The sequence below is a fragment of the Geomonas paludis genome, from assembly GCF_014193585.1.
In the GTDB taxonomy this organism is placed as follows: domain Bacteria; phylum Desulfobacterota; class Desulfuromonadia; order Geobacterales; family Geobacteraceae; genus Geomonas; species Geomonas paludis.
In genome coordinates, this window is record NZ_BLXY01000001.1 from 1,339,721 (window position 1) to 1,357,723 (window position 18,003).

15 protein-coding genes are annotated in these 18,003 nt (G+C 62.1%); 10 read left to right on the forward strand and 5 right to left on the reverse strand.

Translation table 11 applies throughout. From position 1 onward, the window contains the following. Window positions 1-128: 128 nt before the first annotated feature. Window positions 129-314 carry a hypothetical protein gene (locus tag H7687_RS05565; RefSeq protein WP_183345927.1) on the reverse strand — a complete coding sequence of 62 codons (186 nt, stop codon included), beginning with the start codon at window positions 312-314 and terminating at the stop codon, window positions 129-131. A 165-nt stretch (window positions 315-479) separates the two neighbouring features. Here H7687_RS05565 and H7687_RS05570 point away from each other — a divergent pair, with 165 nt between their 5' ends. Further along, on the forward strand, window positions 480-1,376 hold the full coding sequence (locus H7687_RS05570) for an OmpA family protein (RefSeq protein ID WP_183345929.1): 897 nt from the start codon (window positions 480-482) through the stop codon (window positions 1,374-1,376). Between the two features lie 127 nt (window positions 1,377-1,503). On the opposite strand, the gene H7687_RS05575 is transcribed toward H7687_RS05570, so the two are convergent. Both H7687_RS05575 and H7687_RS05580 read right to left on the reverse strand, forming a co-directional pair. Continuing rightward, the gene (locus tag H7687_RS05575; RefSeq protein WP_183345931.1) at window positions 1,504-2,460 is read right to left on the reverse strand and encodes a GGDEF domain-containing protein; all 957 of its coding nucleotides are present in this window, start codon (window positions 2,458-2,460) and stop codon (window positions 1,504-1,506) included. Between the two features lie 369 nt (window positions 2,461-2,829). Beyond that, window positions 2,830-4,215 carry a beta-galactosidase gene (locus tag H7687_RS05580; RefSeq protein WP_183346094.1) on the reverse strand — a complete coding sequence of 462 codons (1,386 nt, stop codon included), beginning with the start codon at window positions 4,213-4,215 and terminating at the stop codon, window positions 2,830-2,832. Window positions 4,216-4,383: 168 nt separating this feature from the next. Between H7687_RS05580 and H7687_RS05585 the strand changes: the two genes are divergently transcribed. Both H7687_RS05585 and H7687_RS05590 read left to right on the forward strand, forming a co-directional pair. Next, the gene (locus H7687_RS05585; RefSeq protein WP_183345933.1) at window positions 4,384-6,162 is read left to right on the forward strand and encodes an ABC transporter ATP-binding protein; all 1,779 of its coding nucleotides are present in this window, start codon (window positions 4,384-4,386) and stop codon (window positions 6,160-6,162) included. A gap of 347 nt (window positions 6,163-6,509) precedes the next feature. Continuing rightward, window positions 6,510-7,556 carry an acyl-CoA thioesterase gene (locus H7687_RS05590; protein WP_183345935.1) on the forward strand — a complete coding sequence of 349 codons (1,047 nt, stop codon included), beginning with the start codon at window positions 6,510-6,512 and terminating at the stop codon, window positions 7,554-7,556. Between the two features lie 131 nt (window positions 7,557-7,687). On the opposite strand, the gene H7687_RS05595 is transcribed toward H7687_RS05590, so the two are convergent. Next, the gene (locus H7687_RS05595; protein ID WP_183345937.1) at window positions 7,688-8,005 is read right to left on the reverse strand and encodes a hypothetical protein; all 318 of its coding nucleotides are present in this window, start codon (window positions 8,003-8,005) and stop codon (window positions 7,688-7,690) included. 572 nt (window positions 8,006-8,577) lie between these two features. On the opposite strand from H7687_RS05595, the gene H7687_RS05600 reads away from it, so the two are divergent. The 3 genes from H7687_RS05600 to H7687_RS05610 all read left to right on the forward strand — a co-directional run bounded on the left by H7687_RS05600 (window position 8,578) and on the right by H7687_RS05610 (window position 13,581). Further along, window positions 8,578-9,009 carry a GSU0071 family protein gene (locus H7687_RS05600; protein ID WP_183345939.1) on the forward strand — a complete coding sequence of 144 codons (432 nt, stop codon included), beginning with the start codon at window positions 8,578-8,580 and terminating at the stop codon, window positions 9,007-9,009. Window positions 9,010-9,245: 236 nt separating this feature from the next. Next, complete coding sequence (locus H7687_RS05605; RefSeq protein ID WP_183345941.1) at window positions 9,246-9,713, forward strand: hypothetical protein; 468 nt, start codon at window positions 9,246-9,248, stop codon at window positions 9,711-9,713. A gap of 211 nt (window positions 9,714-9,924) precedes the next feature. Then, complete coding sequence (locus H7687_RS05610; RefSeq protein WP_183345943.1) at window positions 9,925-13,581, forward strand: fibronectin type III domain-containing protein; 3,657 nt, start codon at window positions 9,925-9,927, stop codon at window positions 13,579-13,581. A 107-nt stretch (window positions 13,582-13,688) separates the two neighbouring features. Here H7687_RS05610 and H7687_RS05615 read toward each other — a convergent pair whose 3' ends face one another. Next, on the reverse strand, window positions 13,689-15,314 hold the full coding sequence (locus tag H7687_RS05615) for a methyl-accepting chemotaxis protein (RefSeq protein ID WP_183345945.1): 1,626 nt from the start codon (window positions 15,312-15,314) through the stop codon (window positions 13,689-13,691). A gap of 198 nt (window positions 15,315-15,512) precedes the next feature. Between H7687_RS05615 and H7687_RS05620 the strand changes: the two genes are divergently transcribed. From H7687_RS05620 to H7687_RS05635, 4 genes are all read left to right on the forward strand, one after another. Beyond that, on the forward strand, window positions 15,513-15,986 hold the full coding sequence (locus H7687_RS05620) for a permease (RefSeq protein WP_183345947.1): 474 nt from the start codon (window positions 15,513-15,515) through the stop codon (window positions 15,984-15,986). Beyond that, a complete protein-coding gene (locus H7687_RS05625; protein WP_183345949.1) occupies window positions 15,983-16,513 on the forward strand; it encodes a permease in 531 nt (176 codons plus the stop codon). Before H7687_RS05620 ends, H7687_RS05625 begins: the two co-directional genes overlap by 4 nt. A gap of 45 nt (window positions 16,514-16,558) precedes the next feature. Further along, window positions 16,559-16,912, forward strand: coding sequence for a helix-turn-helix transcriptional regulator (locus tag H7687_RS05630; protein WP_183345952.1), 354 nt, complete (start codon window positions 16,559-16,561; stop codon window positions 16,910-16,912). A gap of 169 nt (window positions 16,913-17,081) precedes the next feature. Beyond that, window positions 17,082-17,786, forward strand: a complete 705-nt coding sequence (locus H7687_RS05635; RefSeq protein WP_183345954.1) for a helix-turn-helix transcriptional regulator — start codon at window positions 17,082-17,084, stop codon at window positions 17,784-17,786. The last annotated feature ends 217 nt before the right edge of the window (window positions 17,787-18,003 follow it).

The following is an 18,003-nucleotide window of genomic DNA, read 5'->3' on the forward strand; positions in this document are numbered from 1 at the left end:
GGCTTTGCGTTCCCAAGGTGGACCTTGGGAACGAGATCAAGGGTAGGGGAGCCATTCTGATATGAAAAAAGCTGGTCCCCGGTAGGGCCAGCTTCATGATTGAGTGCGGAGTCTGTGGCGGGAGGACATTACATGGTGCGCCCCTTGCGACCGGAGTGGATCTTGCCATGGTGGGTGATGACATGGACGTTGTGGTTGGGCTCGCGCCGCATCATCATCTCGTGCTTGGGAGGCACCATGGCCTTGCTTGTCTTCCTTTCACGCTCCATCATGACCTTCATCTTCGGTGTCATAGGCACTTTCGTATCTCTCATAGCCGACACCTCCTTTCTCTCTGGTTGTAAGTATATCACTCCGAGGCTGCAACTCCCATAGTCATAGCGAGGCCGATTGCATCTTTCTTATTGAAAGATCTGCTTTCCGCGCCATAATTGTGCACTGGCTGCATGACATGAGAAACCGATGCAAGGAGGAAGAGTATGAAGCGCAATCTGTTGTTTTGTCTCTCAGTGCTGGTGTGCTTCGCCCTGTCGGGGTGTGTTACGAGCGGTACCTATCAGAAGAAGGAGCTCGAGGCCCAGAACCTGGAGAAGAGCCTCCAGGAGCAGCGGGGACAGTACAACATCCTCTTGGGCGAGAACGACCAGCTCAAAAACGACATCAAGAGGCTGACCACGGAACTGGCCGCCATGACTGGCGAGAAGAACGCACTCATGGCGGACAAGAAGGGGCTGGAGGAGACGCTGAAGTCGACCTCGGACGCCAAGAACCAGAAGATCGGCGAGCTGAGCCAGAAGGTGGGGGACCTCAACGTGAAGGTGGGAGACCTGACCCAGAAGTCGGCGGACCTGGAGGCGGAGAACAAGCGGCTCAAGGACGAGGTGGCCCGCCTGCAAAAGCAGAAGGAGGAAGTCCAGAAGACCAGCAAGACCTACGGCGACCTGCTGGAACAGATGAAGGGGGAGATCGCCAAGGGGCAGGTGACCATCTCGGAGCTGAAGGGGAAGCTCACCGTGAACATGGTGGACTCGGTGCTCTTCGATTCCGGCAAGGCCGAGGTGAAGCCTGAAGGCCTGGTGGTGCTGCAGAAGGTGGTGGACATCCTGAAGACCGTGAAGGACAAGGCGGTTCGCATCGAGGGGCACACCGACAACGTGCAGATCGTCGGGCAGCTGGCCAAGCGCTACCCCACCAATTGGGAGCTTTCGGCGGCGCGCGCCATCAACGTGACCCGCTACCTGCAGCAGCAGGGACTCGACCCGGCGCTCTTGGGTGCGGTCGCCTACGGCGAGTTCAAGCCGGTGGCGCCCAACGACACCGACGAGGGGCGGGCCAAGAACCGCAGGATCGAGATCGTACTGGTGGCAAAGGAATAAGCGCTCGCGCAAAGCCGCAAAGGCGCAAAAAAGGCGGACCCAAAAACAATCAGGGATGAAAGGGATGAAGGGGATGAACCACGACTTGGTTATATCCCTTTTATCCCCTTCATCCCTGTTTGCTTTGTTACTGCGACACTCTGTTGCGGCCGAGGGCCTTGGCGCGGTAGAGGGCGGCGTCGGCGGCGGCGATCACGTCGTCGACACCATGGCCGCTACTGACACCGGCCACGCCGATGGAAACGGTGACCGGCGCAAGCGGAGCGGGGGAGTGCGGGATCGGCGTGGCTGCGACGGCCTCGCGCAACCTCTCGGCAATTTCGAGGGCCTGCCCCACCACCACCCCGGGTACGGCAACGAAAAACTCGTCACCGCCGTAGCGCGCGGTAAGGACGGTGGGCCTCAGGTTGTCCAGGATGGTCTGGGCCACGGTGTGGATGGCCCGGTCGCCGCACAGGTGCCCGTAGCTGTCGTCGAACTCCTTGAAGTTGTCGATGTCGATCATCATCACGGCCAAGGGCGTGCCGCTGCGTATGCTGCGGGTGACCATCCGCCCCAGCATGTCGTTCAGCCAGTACCGGTTGTGCATGCCGGTCAGGGCGTCGACGGTGCCGTAACAGTGAAAGGAACGCTCCCTCAGCATCTGCTCGGTGATGGTGCGGTCCGCCTGGCGCACCCGGCCCGACAGGATGGTAAGGAGGTTGCAGGCGGCGGCGTGGGACACGGTGGCGAGACTCCAGACCAGCTCCCGCGGCATCACCATGACCCGGCCGGGCTCGTCGACGACCACGTAAGCGGAAGTAGGCTTCCCGTCCAGCACCGAGAGCTCGCCGGCCACTTCTCCCGGCTCCAGGGTGGCCACCGGGTCGGAATCGAGGTCTTTCAGGTGCACGCGCAGCCGCCCCGCGAGCAGGATGAAGAGCTCGTGGTTGACGCTCTCCGGCCTCAGCAGGATCTCCCCGGAGGCAATTTCCCTTAAGTCGCAGCTGTCGACGATGCCCTGGAGCGACTCCCGGGTGACATCGCGAAACAGCTGGACTCTCTCTAGAGGGAGCTCACCCAAAACCTGCATCATCTTGGACATGCAGAACCTCCGACGTTACTGTCACAGGCACCCCTGTTACAGGCGGGGCCCGCTCTCTTGATTGTACAGCACAAAATGCATAAAGCATCAACGCAGAGGGCACATCAAAAGCTAAACACAGAGGTCACGGAGGTCCACTGAGGACACAGAGAACAACTTACAGGCTGGTATGTAACGCAAAGCCGCAAAGGCGCAAGGAACGACAAAGGCTCGATCGATTCGGGAACCCACAGGAAGCATGAACACAGAGGACACGGAGGCCCATTGAGGACACAGAGAAAACATCTCCGGGATTAACCCCAAAGATTGTCTTTTCTCTGTGCCCGCACTGGCTTTTCCTCCGTGTCCTCTGTGTTCCGTCTTTTGGTCTTAACGGATCTCGAAGATGCGCACCATGCCTGGCTTGAGCCGCACCTGGCTCAGCACCCGGCCGTCGAAGGAGGTGAAGGGCATGGGGGTACCGTCCAGGGAATATTCGGTGACCGTGGTGCCGGGACGCGTCCTGATGCGCAGGGTGGGGCTCCCCTTCTTGTCCCAGACCAGGAGCACCTGCCGCCCGTCGGGGCGCACGAACAGGTGCTGGTACAACTCGCCCCTGCTTCCTTCCGACACCTCCACGCCGAGTTGGGCATCGGCGACGGTGAGGTTGCCGACGTTGAGCAGGGCGAGCAGGCGCTTCACGGTGTGGAAGGCGAGCTTCTTGCGGCGGTCGGCCTTGAGCAGCCCCAGGTAGTAGTTTTCGCTCTCGCCGATCACCTTGGTCTGCGGCTGACGGTCCCGGATCTGGTAAATGCCCAGGTGCTCCACCCGGGGATCGGCCAGGAAGGTGGCGAAGGCCCTGGCCCACCAGTTGGCCTGATCCAGTTCGCTCTTGCCGGGCGGGGTGGCGTAGCCGACTTCGTTCAGCCAGATCGGCTTGCCCGAACAGGCGCGGTCCACAACCGGAAGGAACTCCCGGCGAAAGAATCCCGGGCGCCCCTGGTCCAGGTAGTTCTCCACGGTGACCTCCTTCGGGGTCCAGGTTTCCGGGTAGGCGTGGATGGGGATCACGTCGAACCTGCCGGCGTTGCCGTAGGTGGTGCAGGCCTGCCGCACCCACTCCGCATCAGGCCAGACCATCCCCCCCATGATGATCAGCTTCAGGGGGGCCGTCTTCCGTATTACCTCCGATGCGACCCGCAGGACCTGGTTGTAGTCCGCGGCGGTGCCGTCCCACCACTGCTTCACGTTCTCCTCGTTGTACACCTCGTACGATTCGATGTTCCGGTACGGCTTCAACTCGGTCACGGTCCTGGACACGAACCGCCGCCAGTCCTCGATGTGCCGGGGGGGATCGTTCCACTCCACCCGGTCCGTGCCCCCGCCGCGGGCCGCCCACTCCGGCGTGTAGGCGAGGTAGGGCTGGAGCATTATGCCCTCTTTGGCGGCCAGGTCCAGGAAGCGGTGCAGCCAGGTGTAGTCGAAGCGCCCCCGCTGCGGTTCGTAATCGATCCAGCTGAAACTTCCGCGCCAGGTATTCACACCCAGCTCCTTCATGATCTGGAAGTCGCTGGCAACCTCTTGCAAGCTCTCCCCCTTGGGGTAGTCCTGCAAGATCGCGAACGAGATCCGTTTGGTGATGGCGGAAGCGGGGCTCGGGCCACGGAACGCAGCCGAGCCCGGGGCGGGGCCGGCCGGCTCCTGTGCCGGAGCGTCGGGGGGGGCAGTGACGAGGGTAAGTGTCAGCAGCACCAGCGGGAGCAGGAACCGGGGCATTCTCTTCACTGGAGACCTCCTTGGGTGGAAAGATTGGAGGATTATAACAAAAACATCCGCCTGTCCATTGAAGAGGCGGCCTTTATGTGACAACTGTCACTTCCTTTTTGGCCGGATCTCTCTACTTTCATGGGGAGCAACAACCACTTCCATCCACACGAGGCCCCGATGTTTTCAGCTTTAGCCGCGTTGGCCGGCATGGACGGCAGGAAGGTCCAGCAGGCACGGCGCGCCCTTTCTTTCATCGCACCGCACCGTAAAACCATTTCCGTGATCCTGGTACTCATGCTGCTGGTGGCCGCACTCGGCGCACTGGAGCCACTGATCTACAAGCTGGTCTTCGACCGGTTGGGGAGCAACACCGGCTTCGCCCGCCTTTTGATGGCAGTGGGCGCCATCGTGGCCGCCGCACTGGTCAAGGAGGCGCTGAACGGGCTCAGCAACTGGCTCAGCTGGAAGGTCCGGCTGTCGGTGAACTACAAGCTCCTCGACGTGACCACGGCCAGGCTCCACTCCCTGCCGCTTTCCTACCACCGTGAAGAGACCGTGGGGGGGCTGATGACCAGGCTGAACCATGGCATCAACGGGTTCGTGACCGGTATCTCCGACCTCGCTTTCAACATCCTCCCCGGGCTCATCTACCTCTCCATCTCGGTGGTGGTCATGTTCCGTCTCGACTGGCGTCTCTCCCTGCTGGTGGTGTTCTTCGCCCCGCTGCCGGCGATGATCGGGGTGGCCGCCTCCCACGAGCAGACCGCCCGGGAGAGTTCGCTGCTCTACCGCTGGGGCGTCATCTTCTCCCGGTTCAACGAGGTGCTCTCCGGCATCGTCACGGTGAAGAGTTTCGCCATGGAGGAAGCGGAGCGCAGGCGTTTTATGGGGGACGTGGCGCAGGCGCACGGCATCGTCAGGAAAGGGGTGCTGACCGACACCCGGATCGGCGCGGCGCAGAACCTGGTGGTGATGCTGGCCAAATCGGCATCGATCGGCCTTGCCATCTACCTGATTCAGCGCGGTGAGACCACGGTGGGGACCCTGATGGCGTTTCTGGGGTACCAGGGGGGGATCTTCGGACCGGTGAACAGCCTTACCGGCGTTTACCAGACCCTCAGGAAGGCGGGCATTTCCTTCGATATCGTGTTCTCCATCCTCGATGCGGAGGACCGGCTGCGGGACGCCCCGCACGCGCTGCCGCTGCACGACGTCAAGGGAGAGGTTGTCTTTTCCCAGGTAAGCTTCGGCTACAACGAGGAGCGGCGGGTCTTAAACGGCATCGACCTGCACGTGCAGCCGGGGCAGACCATCGCCATCGTCGGTCCCAGCGGCTCGGGCAAGACCACGCTGATCTCGCTGCTGCAGCGCTTCTACGACCCGACCACCGGCTGCATCAAACTCGACGGCAACGACCTGAGGGAGTTGCAGCAGCGCTCCCTGCGGCGGCAGATCGGGGTGGTGCTGCAGGACGCCCTGGTCTTCAACGACACCATCCGCAACAACATCGCCTACGGCAGGCCCGACGCCACTGACGCCGAGATCGAGGACGCAGCCCGGGCCGCCAACGCCCACGGCTTCATCGGCAACCTGCCGGGCGGGTACGACTTCGTCGTGGGGGAGCGGGGCTGCCGCATTTCTGTGGGTGAACGCCAGCGCATCAGCATCGCGCGCGCCCTCTTGAAGAACCCTTCCCTGTTGATCCTGGACGAGGCGACTTCAGCCTTGGACGCGGAGTCGGAGGTGCTGGTGCAGGAGGCGCTGGACCGGCTGGTGCAGGGACGCACCAGCTTCATCATCGCCCACCGCCTCTCCACGGTGGTCGGCGCCCACAGGATCCTGGTGCTGAAGGACGGCGAAATCATCGAGTCGGACAGCCACGAGTCGCTCATGGAGCAGGACGGCTACTACGCCTCGCTGGTCAGGTGCCAGTCGCGGGGGCTGCTGCCGGCGTAAAAGCCCATCACAGAGGACACCGAGAAAATTAAAGGCTGGTATTAACGCAAAGCCGCAAAGGCGCAAAGAACGGCAAAAGGCTCGGGGAAACCTCGGGCCTTTTTGTTCAACCCTCACCACAGAGGACACGGAGGTACACAGAGGGCACAGAGGGCACAGAGGGCACAGATGGCACAGAGGGCACAGAGGAACGGTTTGAGGGGAGAAACAAAACATTCTGGTACTCTGTGTCCGCCGTGTCTTTTCCTTCGTGTCCTCTGTGTTTCGCTTTTCTGGTTTTGATGTCGGCCTGGGAGGTGGTACAACTTAAGGGTGATTGTTAACGCGGGAAGGGAAGGAGCTTCATTATGACGACGCCTGCGGAAACCTCGTTCCTGCATACCCTGTCGCTGGGCGACGACCTGGCGCTGCGGCGCCGCTTCATGGTGGTGGACGAGGACTTGTTAGGGAACCTGCGCTTCGGACTGCTCCTGGAGATCCTGGATAAGGTGGCGGAGGAGACTGCACTGCGCTATGTGAACCGGTTCTACCCGGACGCGCGGGTGGTGACGGCCGCCATTGACAACATCATCGTGCGCCACGTGGCGGATGTGACGCGGGATATCGTGTGCGAGGCGCGCATCAACCAGGTGGGGAGGTCGTCGCTGGTAATCGGGATTCGCGTGGAGCAGCCGGGTGAGCCGGCCAACCATGTCGCCTCCTGCTACTTCACCATGGTGGCGCGGTCAGGCATGGGGGAGGGGGCGGTGAGCGTGGCCCTGCCGCCGCTCGAATACGCGACGGAGCGGGAACAGGCACGGGCGAGAAAGGCCGTGGCGCGCCGGGAGGAGTACCGGCAGCAGCAGGCGCTCATGTCAGGGCCACCGAGCTCGGAGGAGTACCGGATGCTGGCCGCGCTGCACAAGGCACAGGACGAGCCGGATTTCCAAGGGCTTTTGGCGGGGCGTGTCGTGACGGATTCCTGGGAGAGGATGTACCCGGAGTTCGAGAATGTGCCGCAGAAGATCTTCGGCGGGTACCTGGTACGCAAGGCGTACGAACTTTCTTCGATCTGCTCGGAGCTGGTAGCGCCGGACCGGTCGGTCATGGCGGCGGTGAACCGCATCAACTTTTTCCACCCGGTGCGCATGGGGGACAAACTGCACTATACCAGCCGCGTGGTGTTCACCTGCGGCAGCTACATCTGCGTTGAGGCCAATATCGAGCGCATCAGCCGCGACCGCACCAGCAAGGCGCTATCCAACTCCTGCCTCTTCACCTTCGTCAATGTGGACCAGGATCTGGTGCACCGGCCGGTGCCGGCGGTCTACCCGACCACCTACGCCGAGGATGCCAGGTACCTGGAGGCCGAGCGGAGCTTCAAGGCGCTTTCCGAGCATATCCACCTTATTTAAATGGACGTTCAACGTTCTACGTTCTACGTTCTACGGCGCCCAGGGGTGACGGAAAGACCCTCGCCTGTGGCTTGCGAAAGGGGACAGGCACCTGCGGAGCCAGTCCCCTCGGTCATTCCGTCTTTGTTTTATCAGATTTTCTCCGAGCCTTCGCGCCGAGCGCTATGGCCCGCAAGCGTGGCCGATGGTTTACCGTAGCAGAGGGGAGCGGCTGCGCAGTTGGCGCACATCGAGGGGATGCCACGGGCTGACGCGATCTGCATCGCACGCTCCTGCACCTCTCCGGAAACCCCTTCCGAGCCTATCACCAGGGCGTCCACCCCTTCCATATCTTCCAAACTGGTAACCAGCGCGGGATGCACCATGCGCAGGTCGAACCCCGCCCGTGCGGCGGCCGTCATCCAGTCCCATCCTACCGTCTTCTCATTGCCCACAACCGCTATGCACATACTGCCCCCTGCTGGAACGGGCAACCCGTTTTCGAGACACCTCGTTGGAAAGTGAATGTTATTTTCAATAGCACTGCCCGACGGTGGTTGTCAATAAGAAAACCGGTGCCGGGGGGCGCGATGGTCAGGGGGGGAGGAATGGGAGGAATGGGAGGAATGGGAGGCGGAGGAGAGAAGGGGGACTAGAGCGACGAGAGCGACGAGAGCGACGAGAGAGGGCAGGGGCAGGGGGCAGGGGGCAGGGGGCAGGGGGCAGGGGGCGCGGTTTGCAACTTTGCAAAGACGCTTTTTGCGCTTGCGCGAAATAGCGGGGGGTGGGAACTGTTTCGAACCCGGTGATGCCTCCTTAGCAAAATCTCCTGTGGAAAACTTAAGGGGGAATCGGAACACCTCGTTGTGTTAAAGTGGCGCATCTTGCGACATTTTTGAGCATGGGGCGCTGCGATGTGTGCGCCTGCGACAAGGACTGTCGCGCATTTCGGGTGTGCCTGCTGCATTGGTATACATCATGCTATTTGACGGAGCATACCACTTACCACTGCTTTAGTGACGGAGCAGAATCGAGGGCGGAGATGGACACATACACGATCGATGTCGAACTGGAACACTACTATGGCGACCGCATGGCTACCAGCAGCAGGGAAGCCTGCCGCCGTTTCTACCTGCGCGCCGTATCGCGCTGCAACGGCGCGGAACTGGAGCGCTACCTCAAGCTGGTCAAGGCGCACGCGTCGGTGTACTCATCGGTGCACCACATGTTTCGCTCTCCGTTCAAGCACGTCGAACTGCCGCTTTTGCTGACGAGCCTCGTGCTCCTGGTCTCCAGCCTGGTCATGGTCTTTTCCGGTGAAACCAGCGCCCTGATCGCAGGGGGGACCTCGGCGGGGTTGATCGGCGTGCTGCAGTGCGTCCGGCAGCTGATCCGGAACTGGCAGCAGCACTCGGTACGCGAGGCGGTCTTCACCGAGTTCGCCGAGTTCCTGCAGCGGGAAACCCTGCAGTAACCAAAACAAAAAAACCAAACCATTGGCCACGCTTGCGGGCCATAGCGCTTCAGCGCAACGGCTCGGAGCAAATCTGAGGACTTCTGAGAAAACCTGAAACCGTAACAGGCTTTAGGTTACAATCTTTTGCTTCTCTCAGATTTTCTCAGATGTTCTCCGTGGCAAATGGTTTTGAGGTTAGGTATAGTGTTTCCTGCCTGTTGCGGCATATCATTCCATTGATGGAGGTAGGAAACATGAAACGCCTGATTTTACTTTCGCTGGTTCTCGTGCTTGTGGTGCCCATGACTGCGTTTGCCAGTCTGGATTCGTTCCTCTCCAGCCTCAACGTTCAGGCCCGCGCCGATATGAACGGGTTCTCCGCCAAAGTGAGCGCCCAGTTCGGAGTGCCGACGGCCAAGGTCCAGATGGTGCTGCAATCGGTCCCGGAGCCGGCGGATGCCTTCATGCTGTTCCAACTGGGGCAGTTCTCGGGCAAGCCGGTGGACCAGGTTTACCAGGTATACCAGCCCAACAAGAAAAAGGGGTGGGGCGCCATCGCCAAGGAACTGGGGATCAAGCCGGGCTCTCCCGAGTTCCATGCGCTCAAGAGGGGGGACCTGCGCCTGACCGGACAGCCGATGGGACATGGCGGACAGGAAGATGGCGGCCCGGGCAAGGGCAAAGGCAAAGGCAAAGGGCACGGCAAGGGGCACAACAAATAGAGGACAATAGTCCACAAAAAAAGAATTCAATGAAGGCCGGAGCTCTGCCCCGGCCTTTTTTGTGTCGTAATTGTGGCAAAAACCCCTTTTTATGGGCAAAAAAGCGCTTACGACGGTGTTTGTTCTGGTTTTTGTTGAATTCTCATGATAGCGTAAACGCTATTTTATTTTATGTATGTGGTGCATCTATCATGTCAAGGGAGGAGTGTTTGTGAAAAGGAGAATGGGAAAAGTCATCGCAGCACTGCTGCTCGCCGCGACGACAACTCTGGCCGCGCCGTCGGCCTGGGCCATGTCGGTCGCCAGGGTGAACGGCAGCTACAACTTCGTAAGTCAGGAGGCAGGGTTTTACGCGCCCACCGGCGGCGGGGTAAGGGATAACTTCCACGGCGGCAACGGGACGATAAACTTCAACGGTGCCGGGGCCTGTTCCCTCACCTATGTCGACCATGGTTACGAGAGCGCGGTCGGGAACTCCACGGTGGAAACCTGGACCGATCCGGTAACGGACGCAGCCTGCACCTACACCGTGTCGCCGGCCGGGGGCATGACTATCCGCTTCCCTGACGGCGGGTCCAAGGACTTCCAGCTAAGCCAGAACGGCAACTTGTTCATTGCAGGATCAGGCACCAGGGAGGTGGATGGCACCTACGGCACCGACTACTGGGCGGACCAGATCATTGCGGTCAAAAGCGGCAGCGGCATGAGTGCGGCATCCCTGAACGGCACGTTCCACTTCGTGAGTCAGGAGTTCGCCTTATGGCAGTCCACAGGCTCCGGCTCGTCCTATATTGCTGACAACATTTATGGCAATACCGGAACGATCAGCTTCGACGGCAGCGGCGGCTGCAGCGTGGGCTACTCCGGGAGCACCTACGAGGTCGGGCTGACCGCTGACAGGAGCAGCGTCAACGAGTGGCCGGATGCCATGGGGCCTGTTTCCTGTAGCTACACGGTTTCTGGAACCGGGCATGTCTCGATCACCACCCCCGACGGCGGGAAGGATTTCGAGCTGAGCCCCGATGGCACAGTGCTCGTGGCCGGATCCCCGCTCCAGGAGACCTCCTCCGACGGCACCTACTATAGCGCAGACCAAGTGGTCGGCGTGAAGCAGGGAGAGAGCTTCACCTTTGCGTCCGTGGCTGGAAGGTATAACTTCGTCTACCAAGAGTCCGCCTTCTATGCCTATAACGGCAGTGTAACCGACGGCATCTTCGTCAACAACGGCTCGCTTGTCCTCGATGCCAACGGCGGGTGCACCATGAGCTACACCGGCACCATGTTCGAGGCGAACCTGGCTGCCAACTCGGGGGTTATCAGCCAGCCCGACAACGCCGGCCCCTTCCCCTGCAGTTACACCATTTCCCCCTCGGGGCACATGACCCTTGACCTGGGCGACGGCGACGGCGGCACCTTGTGGTTCAGTGCCGACGGTAAATTTCTTCTCGGTGGCGGCCTCTTCAGTGAGACGACCGCGAATGGGACTGACTATGACGTCTTCCAGGTCTTTGCGACCAGGGGGCCTGAGGCCACCTGCGTTCAGCCCCCCACCATCACGGTCCCCGCGGCTGACGCGGATGGCAGCTACACGGTTTCATGGGGCGCCTCGACCACCAAAGGGGTCACCTACATCCTCGAGGAGTCGACTGACGCCGACTTCAACGAAAACGTGCAGTCCTACAGCACCTCCGGCGTAAGCCAAGTCGTGAACGGCAAGAGCCTCGGCAGCACCTTCTTCTACCGGGTCAAGGCGACAGCCTCGGGCTATTCCGACAGCAGCTGGAAAACTGCCGGCGCCGGATGCGCCGTTCCCGGTACCGCCCTGCCGACCCTGACCACCATCACCGTGCCGCTCGTCGACGCCGACGGCGCCTACACGGTTTCCTGGAGCGCCTCTGCCACCCCGGGCGTCACCTACGTGCTCCAGGAAGCGATCAACTCCACCTTCACCGCCGGCGTTCAGGAGGTCTACAGCGGCAGCGAAACCAGCGCCTCCATCATCGGGGGGGTGCTGGGCGCCACCTACTACTACCGCGTCAAAACCGTGGCAGGGGGCTACAAGGACGGCCTCTGGAAGAGTTCGACCACCGGGTGCACGGTGATCGGCCCGGACGTCGCAGCCGTGGCACCGGCCGGCCTCACCGTTCCGGCGGCCGATCCGGATGGCTCCTACATCGTTTCCTGGACCGCCTCGACCACCAAGGGGGTAAGCTACCTCCTGCAGGAGGCCACCGACGCGGACTTCACTCAGAACGTCACTGACTACATCGTGACGGGCCTCAGCAAGGCGTTCACCGGCAAGAGCCTCGGCACCACCTTCTTCTACCGCGTCAAGGCCGTGCATCCCGAATACGTCGACAGCGCCTGGAAAACCGCCGCTGCCGGTTGTGCCGTGCCGGGCACCGCGCTCCCGACGCTCACCACCCTCACCGTGCCGCCGGTCGACGCCGACGGCAGCTACACGGTTTCCTGGGGCGCCTCGGCCGTCCAGGGGGTGACCTACGTGCTGCAGGAGGCCACTAACGCCACCTTCACCGGTGCGCAGGAGGTCTACAGTGGCAGCGATACCAGTGCCATCATCTCCGGGCACAGTGCCGGCGCGACCTATTTTTACCGCGTCAAGACCATCGAGGGGGGCTACAAGGACGGCCTCTGGAAGAGCTCGACCACAGGCTGCAAGGTCATCGGCCCGGATGTTCCGGCCGCGGCGCCGCTCACCCTTACCGTGCCGCTTGGCGACCCGGACGGCTCCTACACCGTTTCCTGGGGTGCTTCCGCCACCAAGGGGGTGACCTACCTCCTCGAGGAGGCCACCGACGCCGCCTTCACCCAGAACGTCATTGATTACCCGGTGACCGGCCTCACCAAGGCCATCTCCGGCAAGAGTCTCGCCACCACCTACTTCTACCGGGTGAAGGCGGTGCACCCCGAATACGTCGACAGCAGCTGGAAGACGGCTGCCGCAGGCTGTGCCGTACCCGGTACCATCCTGGCGACCCTGACCGGCCTGGTCGTCCCCGCCGTCGATGCCGACGGCAACTACACCGTTTCCTGGGGCGCCTCCGCCGTCCCGGGCGTCACCTACGTCCTGCAGGAGGCGACCAACGCCACCTTCACCGGCGCGCAGGAGGTGTACCGCGGCAGCGACGCCGGCGCGGCCATCACCGGGAAAAGCGTGGGCGTCACCTACTTCTACCGGGTCAAGGCCATTGAAGGGGGCTACAAGGACAGCGCCTGGAAGAGCCTCCCCACCGGGTGCAAAGTGATCGGTGCGGGTGTCCCGGCAGCGGCCCCGCTCACCATCACCGTGCCGGCTTCCGATCTGGACGGTCTTTACACGGTTTCCTGGGGGGCTTCGGCCACCAAGGGGGTGACCTACATCCTCGAGGAGGCAACCGATGCCGGCTTCACCCAGAACGTGGTAGATTACCCGGTCACCGGGATCACCAAGGCCCTCACCAAGACGCTCCCCGCCACCTTCTACTACCGCGTCAAGGCGGTGCATCCCGAGTACGCGGACAGCGCCTGGAAAACCGCCCTGGCACCGTGCCGTGCGCCGGGAACCATCATCCCCATACCGGCCACCCTGACCGTGCCGGCAACCTACACGGACGGCACCATCAGCCTGAACTGGAGCGCTGCGGCGGTACCGGGGGTGAGCTACGTGGTCCAGGAGGCGACCAACAGCACCTTCACCGCCGGCGTGCGCGAGGTCTACGCCGGGACCGATACCGCAACGGTGGTCACTGTCCTCAATGCCGGCCCGACCTACACCTACTACTACCGGGTCAAGGCTGTTGCCACCGGCTACAAGGACAGCGCCTGGAAGAGCTTCCTGGCCGGGTCCAAATACGCAGGTTTCCTGTAACGGCGACACCGCTCCCCCGGCGTCAGCCGGGGAGTACCTGCCGCAACAAAAGAGGGGCCAGGCGTTTCGCCTGGCCCGTCTTTTTCCTTTCGCCCCTGTGACCGCTTTTACAGCCGGAACTGCCGCACCAGGCTTTCCAGGCTCTGGGCGCTGTGCGCCAGCTGCGACGCCGCGGCAGCGGTCTCGTTGGCGCCGCGCGCCGTGTGCTGCACCACGTCGGTGACCTGCTGCACGTTCATGGTGATCTCGCTGGTGGTCGCGGTCTGCTCCTCGGCCGCGGTGGCGATCTGGTTCACCTGCATGGTGACCTCGCCGATCTGCTGCAGGATCATCTGCAGCGCCTCGCCCGACTGCTGGGACGACTGGGTCCCCTTTTCCACCTCGACCACCCCCTCCTCCATGGCGCTGACCGCCGCCTTGGTTTCGTCCTGGATGGCCTTGATCATGTTGCCGATCTCCTTGGTGGCCCTGGTGGTCCGCTCCGCAAGGGCGCGCACCTCGTCAGCCACCACGGCGAAGCCGCGTCCCTGCTCGCCGGCGCGCGCCGCCTCGATGGCGGCGTTGAGCGCGAGGAGATTGGTCTGGTCGGCGATGTCCTCTATGGTGGCGATGATGTCGCCGATCTGCTCCGAGCGCGCCCCGAGGCTCTCCACCGTGGCGGCGCTGTCCTTGACCCGCTCGGCGATGCGCACCATGCCCGCTATGGTCTCCTGCACCACGTGCCCCCCCTGCGCCGCCGACTCGCTGCTCTGGCGGGAGGCCTCGGCGGCGCGGACGCAGTTTTGGGCGATATCGCCGCTGGTGGCCGCCATCTCCTCGCTGGCGACTGCCACCGACCCGGTCTGGGAGGCGAGCTCCTCGGCGCCGGTGGCGATCTGTTCGGCGGTGGCCTTTAGCTGCTGCGATGCGGAGGCGATCTCGCTGGAGTTCTCCGATACCCTGCCGAGCATCTCGCGCAGGTTGCCGACCACCTTGCGGGCGGAGTCGGCGAGGTGCCCCAACTCGTCGTTGCCGCTCAGGGTGATGGTCACGGTGAGGTCATTGTCAGCCAGCCGGTCGTTGACCGCGATCAGTTCCGCGACCGGGGCGGTGATGCTGTGCACGATCATCATGGCCAGCAGGACCGAGAGGATGACGGCAAGGACCAGGAGCCCTATCACCACCATGCGCGCCTGGTCGATCATCTGCTTCGACTCTTCTCCGACCCGCACCATTTCCTTGTCCTGGTGGGAGAGCATCTTGTCCATCGCCCCGAAGTACGCACTCTGCGCCTTGCGCATGGGCCCGATCAGTTCCTGCCCCGCCTTATCCTTGTTCCCCTCCTTGAGGGTGGCAATGACGTGGTGCTGGGCTTCCTGGTAGGCCGTCCTGGCATCGATCAGCTCCTTCAGAGCCGCCTTGCCGGAGTCGCTGCGCACGGTCTTTCCAAGCTCCTCGATGCGCTTGTCGGCCGCCTGGAGGCACTCCCCGATGCGCTTCTCTTCCTTTTGCACCTCCTGCGGGTCCTGGAGGATGACCATGTTGCGCAGCCCGCGGGCCACCACGTTGACCTGGGACTTGAGGTCGTTGAGCGCCACCGTCTTGGGCCACTTGTCCTCGATCAGGGACCGGACCTTGCCGTCGAAGAGCGCCATCCTGTTGATGGAGTACCCTCCGACCACTGTCATAAGGACCACTACCACGGCAAAGGCTATCCCAAGTCTTGTGCGAAGCTTGACTCCGGAAAGGGTCATCGTTGTTTCCTCCTGGGTTCATAGTCTCAGAGCCACATGTCGTCTTCTCTCAGACAGGATCGACATAAAGATCTGTCATCTTGAGTGAAAAACCGCCATAGCCGGAGACTTCAGACTTTTGCAGTTGACTTGTCGTATGAAACACCATACTGTATTTAACAGTATTGCGTGCACGGGTTGACAGTGGAGGAAGAAGTCATGATGTCGGCAGTTTTGTACGGCGGGACGGTGTTGGCAGTGCTGGTATCCTGGCGGCTGGACCCCGAGAAGACGAAGCGGGCCCTGCGCATCGGCGCGAAGTCGCTGCACGGGCTGGCCCCGCGCATCCTGGGCATGGTGGCCCTGGTCGGGCTGGTGCTCGCCCTGGTCCCGCCGGAGGCGATCAGGAAGCTGTTCAGCCATGGCGGAATAGGGGGCTTCAGCCTGGTGGCAGCCATCGGCTCCATCGTGACCATGCCGGCACCGATCGCCTTCGCGCTGGTGGGTTCGCTGTTCAAGCTGGGGGCCGCCCCAGCCAGCCTGGCCACCTTCGTCACCACGCTGACCATGGTGGGGGTCATGACCGCACCCATGGAGATCTCGTGCTTCGGCAAACGCTTCACGCTGCTGCGGCAGGCCTTGAGCTTCGTGGTGGCCATCGTCATCGGACTGGCCATGGGGGTGCTGCTATGAGGGAAAAACTGGTCGACTACCGGCTCTTTTTCGTCGTGCTCGCCGCCAACCTGGCCCTTTCTTGGTGGCAGCCGGAGACGGCGCGGCTGGCCGCGCTCAATTCCAGCGGGTTTCTCCTGGAGGTGCTCGCGATAGTGCCGCCGGTCATGGTGCTCATGGGGCTTTTGGACGTCTGGGTGCCGCGCCGGCTGGTAGAAGCGCACCTGGGACCGGATTCGGGTGCGCTGGGCGCGGGGGTCGCCATGCTGCTGGGGACCGCGGCCGCCGGTCCGCTGTATGCCGCCTTCCCGGTGGCGGTCTCGCTCCGGAAAAAGGGGGCGCGCCTGGCCAACATCGTCATCTTTTTGGGGACCTGGGGCGCCATCAAGATCCCCATGATACTGATGGAGAGCAGTTTCATCAGCCTGCGTTTCGCCCTGCTGCGGCTTGTGCTCACTGTCCCCTGTATCCTCGCCTGTGGCTACCTGATGGAGCGGCTCCTGCCGGAACGGGAGCTCGAGGAAGAAACCGGCGCCGCCCAGGCCTGAGCGCGCCTTCCCTGCCTGAGAGTTGTGACCGAGAAAGGAACCGAGATGCCTCCCAGAAGAAAGCAACAGTACCGACACCTCCCGGCCTTCATCCTGCTTGCCCTGGCCGAGGAACCGATTCACGGCGGCGCCGTCCTCAACGTGCTGTCCCAGCGCATCCCGCTCTTCAAGCCGGACAGCGCCGCCGTCTACCGCACCCTGCAGCAGCTCGAGGACGAGGCCCAGGTAGTGTCCAGCTGGGATACCAGCGGCAGCGGCCCGGCACGCAGGGTGTACCGGCTGACGCAAGCGGGGTGGGACAAGCTGGAGGGATGGCGCGAAGACATCGAGATGCGCATGGCGAACCTGCGCTACTTCCTCGATACCTATGCGGAAATCAGAAGTCACAGGAAGGTGTGAATAACGCTGCTGATAGAACCCCAGCGTATCAGAGAGTGCGCAGGTGCGAGATCATCATGCCGGCTCTTGACAGTGGCCAAGCTGCTGCTAGTCTGGTGAGCGTCGCGCGTATGCGGTTTGGGATCAGGAAGAGCCGGGCAGATGCCTGATACTTGGTAGGAGGTGCGCTATGAGTGAAGATTCCCTCGCCAATAGCACCGATTCTCGAGTAGTGATCGTCGGCCCCAACCATTTTCAGAACACCCTCCTGGCCACTTTCATTGAAAATTACAGCATCTGCAGCTGCTGCGTCATGGACAGCCTGGACAGCTTCATCCTCTGCCATCAGCAGACCTTCCCCTGCCGCATCGCCCTGCTCTACGACTGTTTTCATCTGCAGCAAAAGGCGCTGAGCGAATCCCTGCAGCTCAAAATGGGCCAACTCCCCTGTGAGATCTCACTGGTGCTCTTCAACCTCGACCGGCAGGCCAGGATAGAGAAACAGGCCATCGAGGTCGGGGTCCAAGGGTTCTTCTATGCCGAGGATTCGGTGCAGACCGTGTTGAAGGGGTTGGCGGCGATCTTCGAGGGGGGGCTGTGGATCTCGCGCCAGATGATGACCGAGGTGATCCTGGAGCACGGTTTCGCCCACCGACGCAGAAAGGTCGTCGCGCACGACATGGTGCAGCACAGTCTGACCCACCGCGAGGTCGAGATCCTGGGGCTGCTCTCTGCGGGCGCCACCAACAAGTGCATCTCGGACACCCTTTTCATAAGCCCCCACACCGTGCGCACCCACCTCAACAACATCTTCCGCAAGATCAACGTCTCCAGCCGGCTCGAGGCCGCGGTCTGGGCGGCTGATTCCCTTTTCCTGCCCCAGTACCGGAACTGAAGATTGCCCGCCCCATGGCGCGTAGGAAACTGGCGCGGCTACGTCATCCTGCGTAGGAGCCGGGGGGGAGCAATATACCGCAGCAAATACTCCAATCCTCGTATTTATTCCTCTTGAAGCCTGGATGTACAATCGGCCCAGTAACATCAGCAGCGTCTGTCGCCACCTTGCGGAGGGAGCCTCCAACGCAAAGAACAGCATGAAACCTTGATGTCTT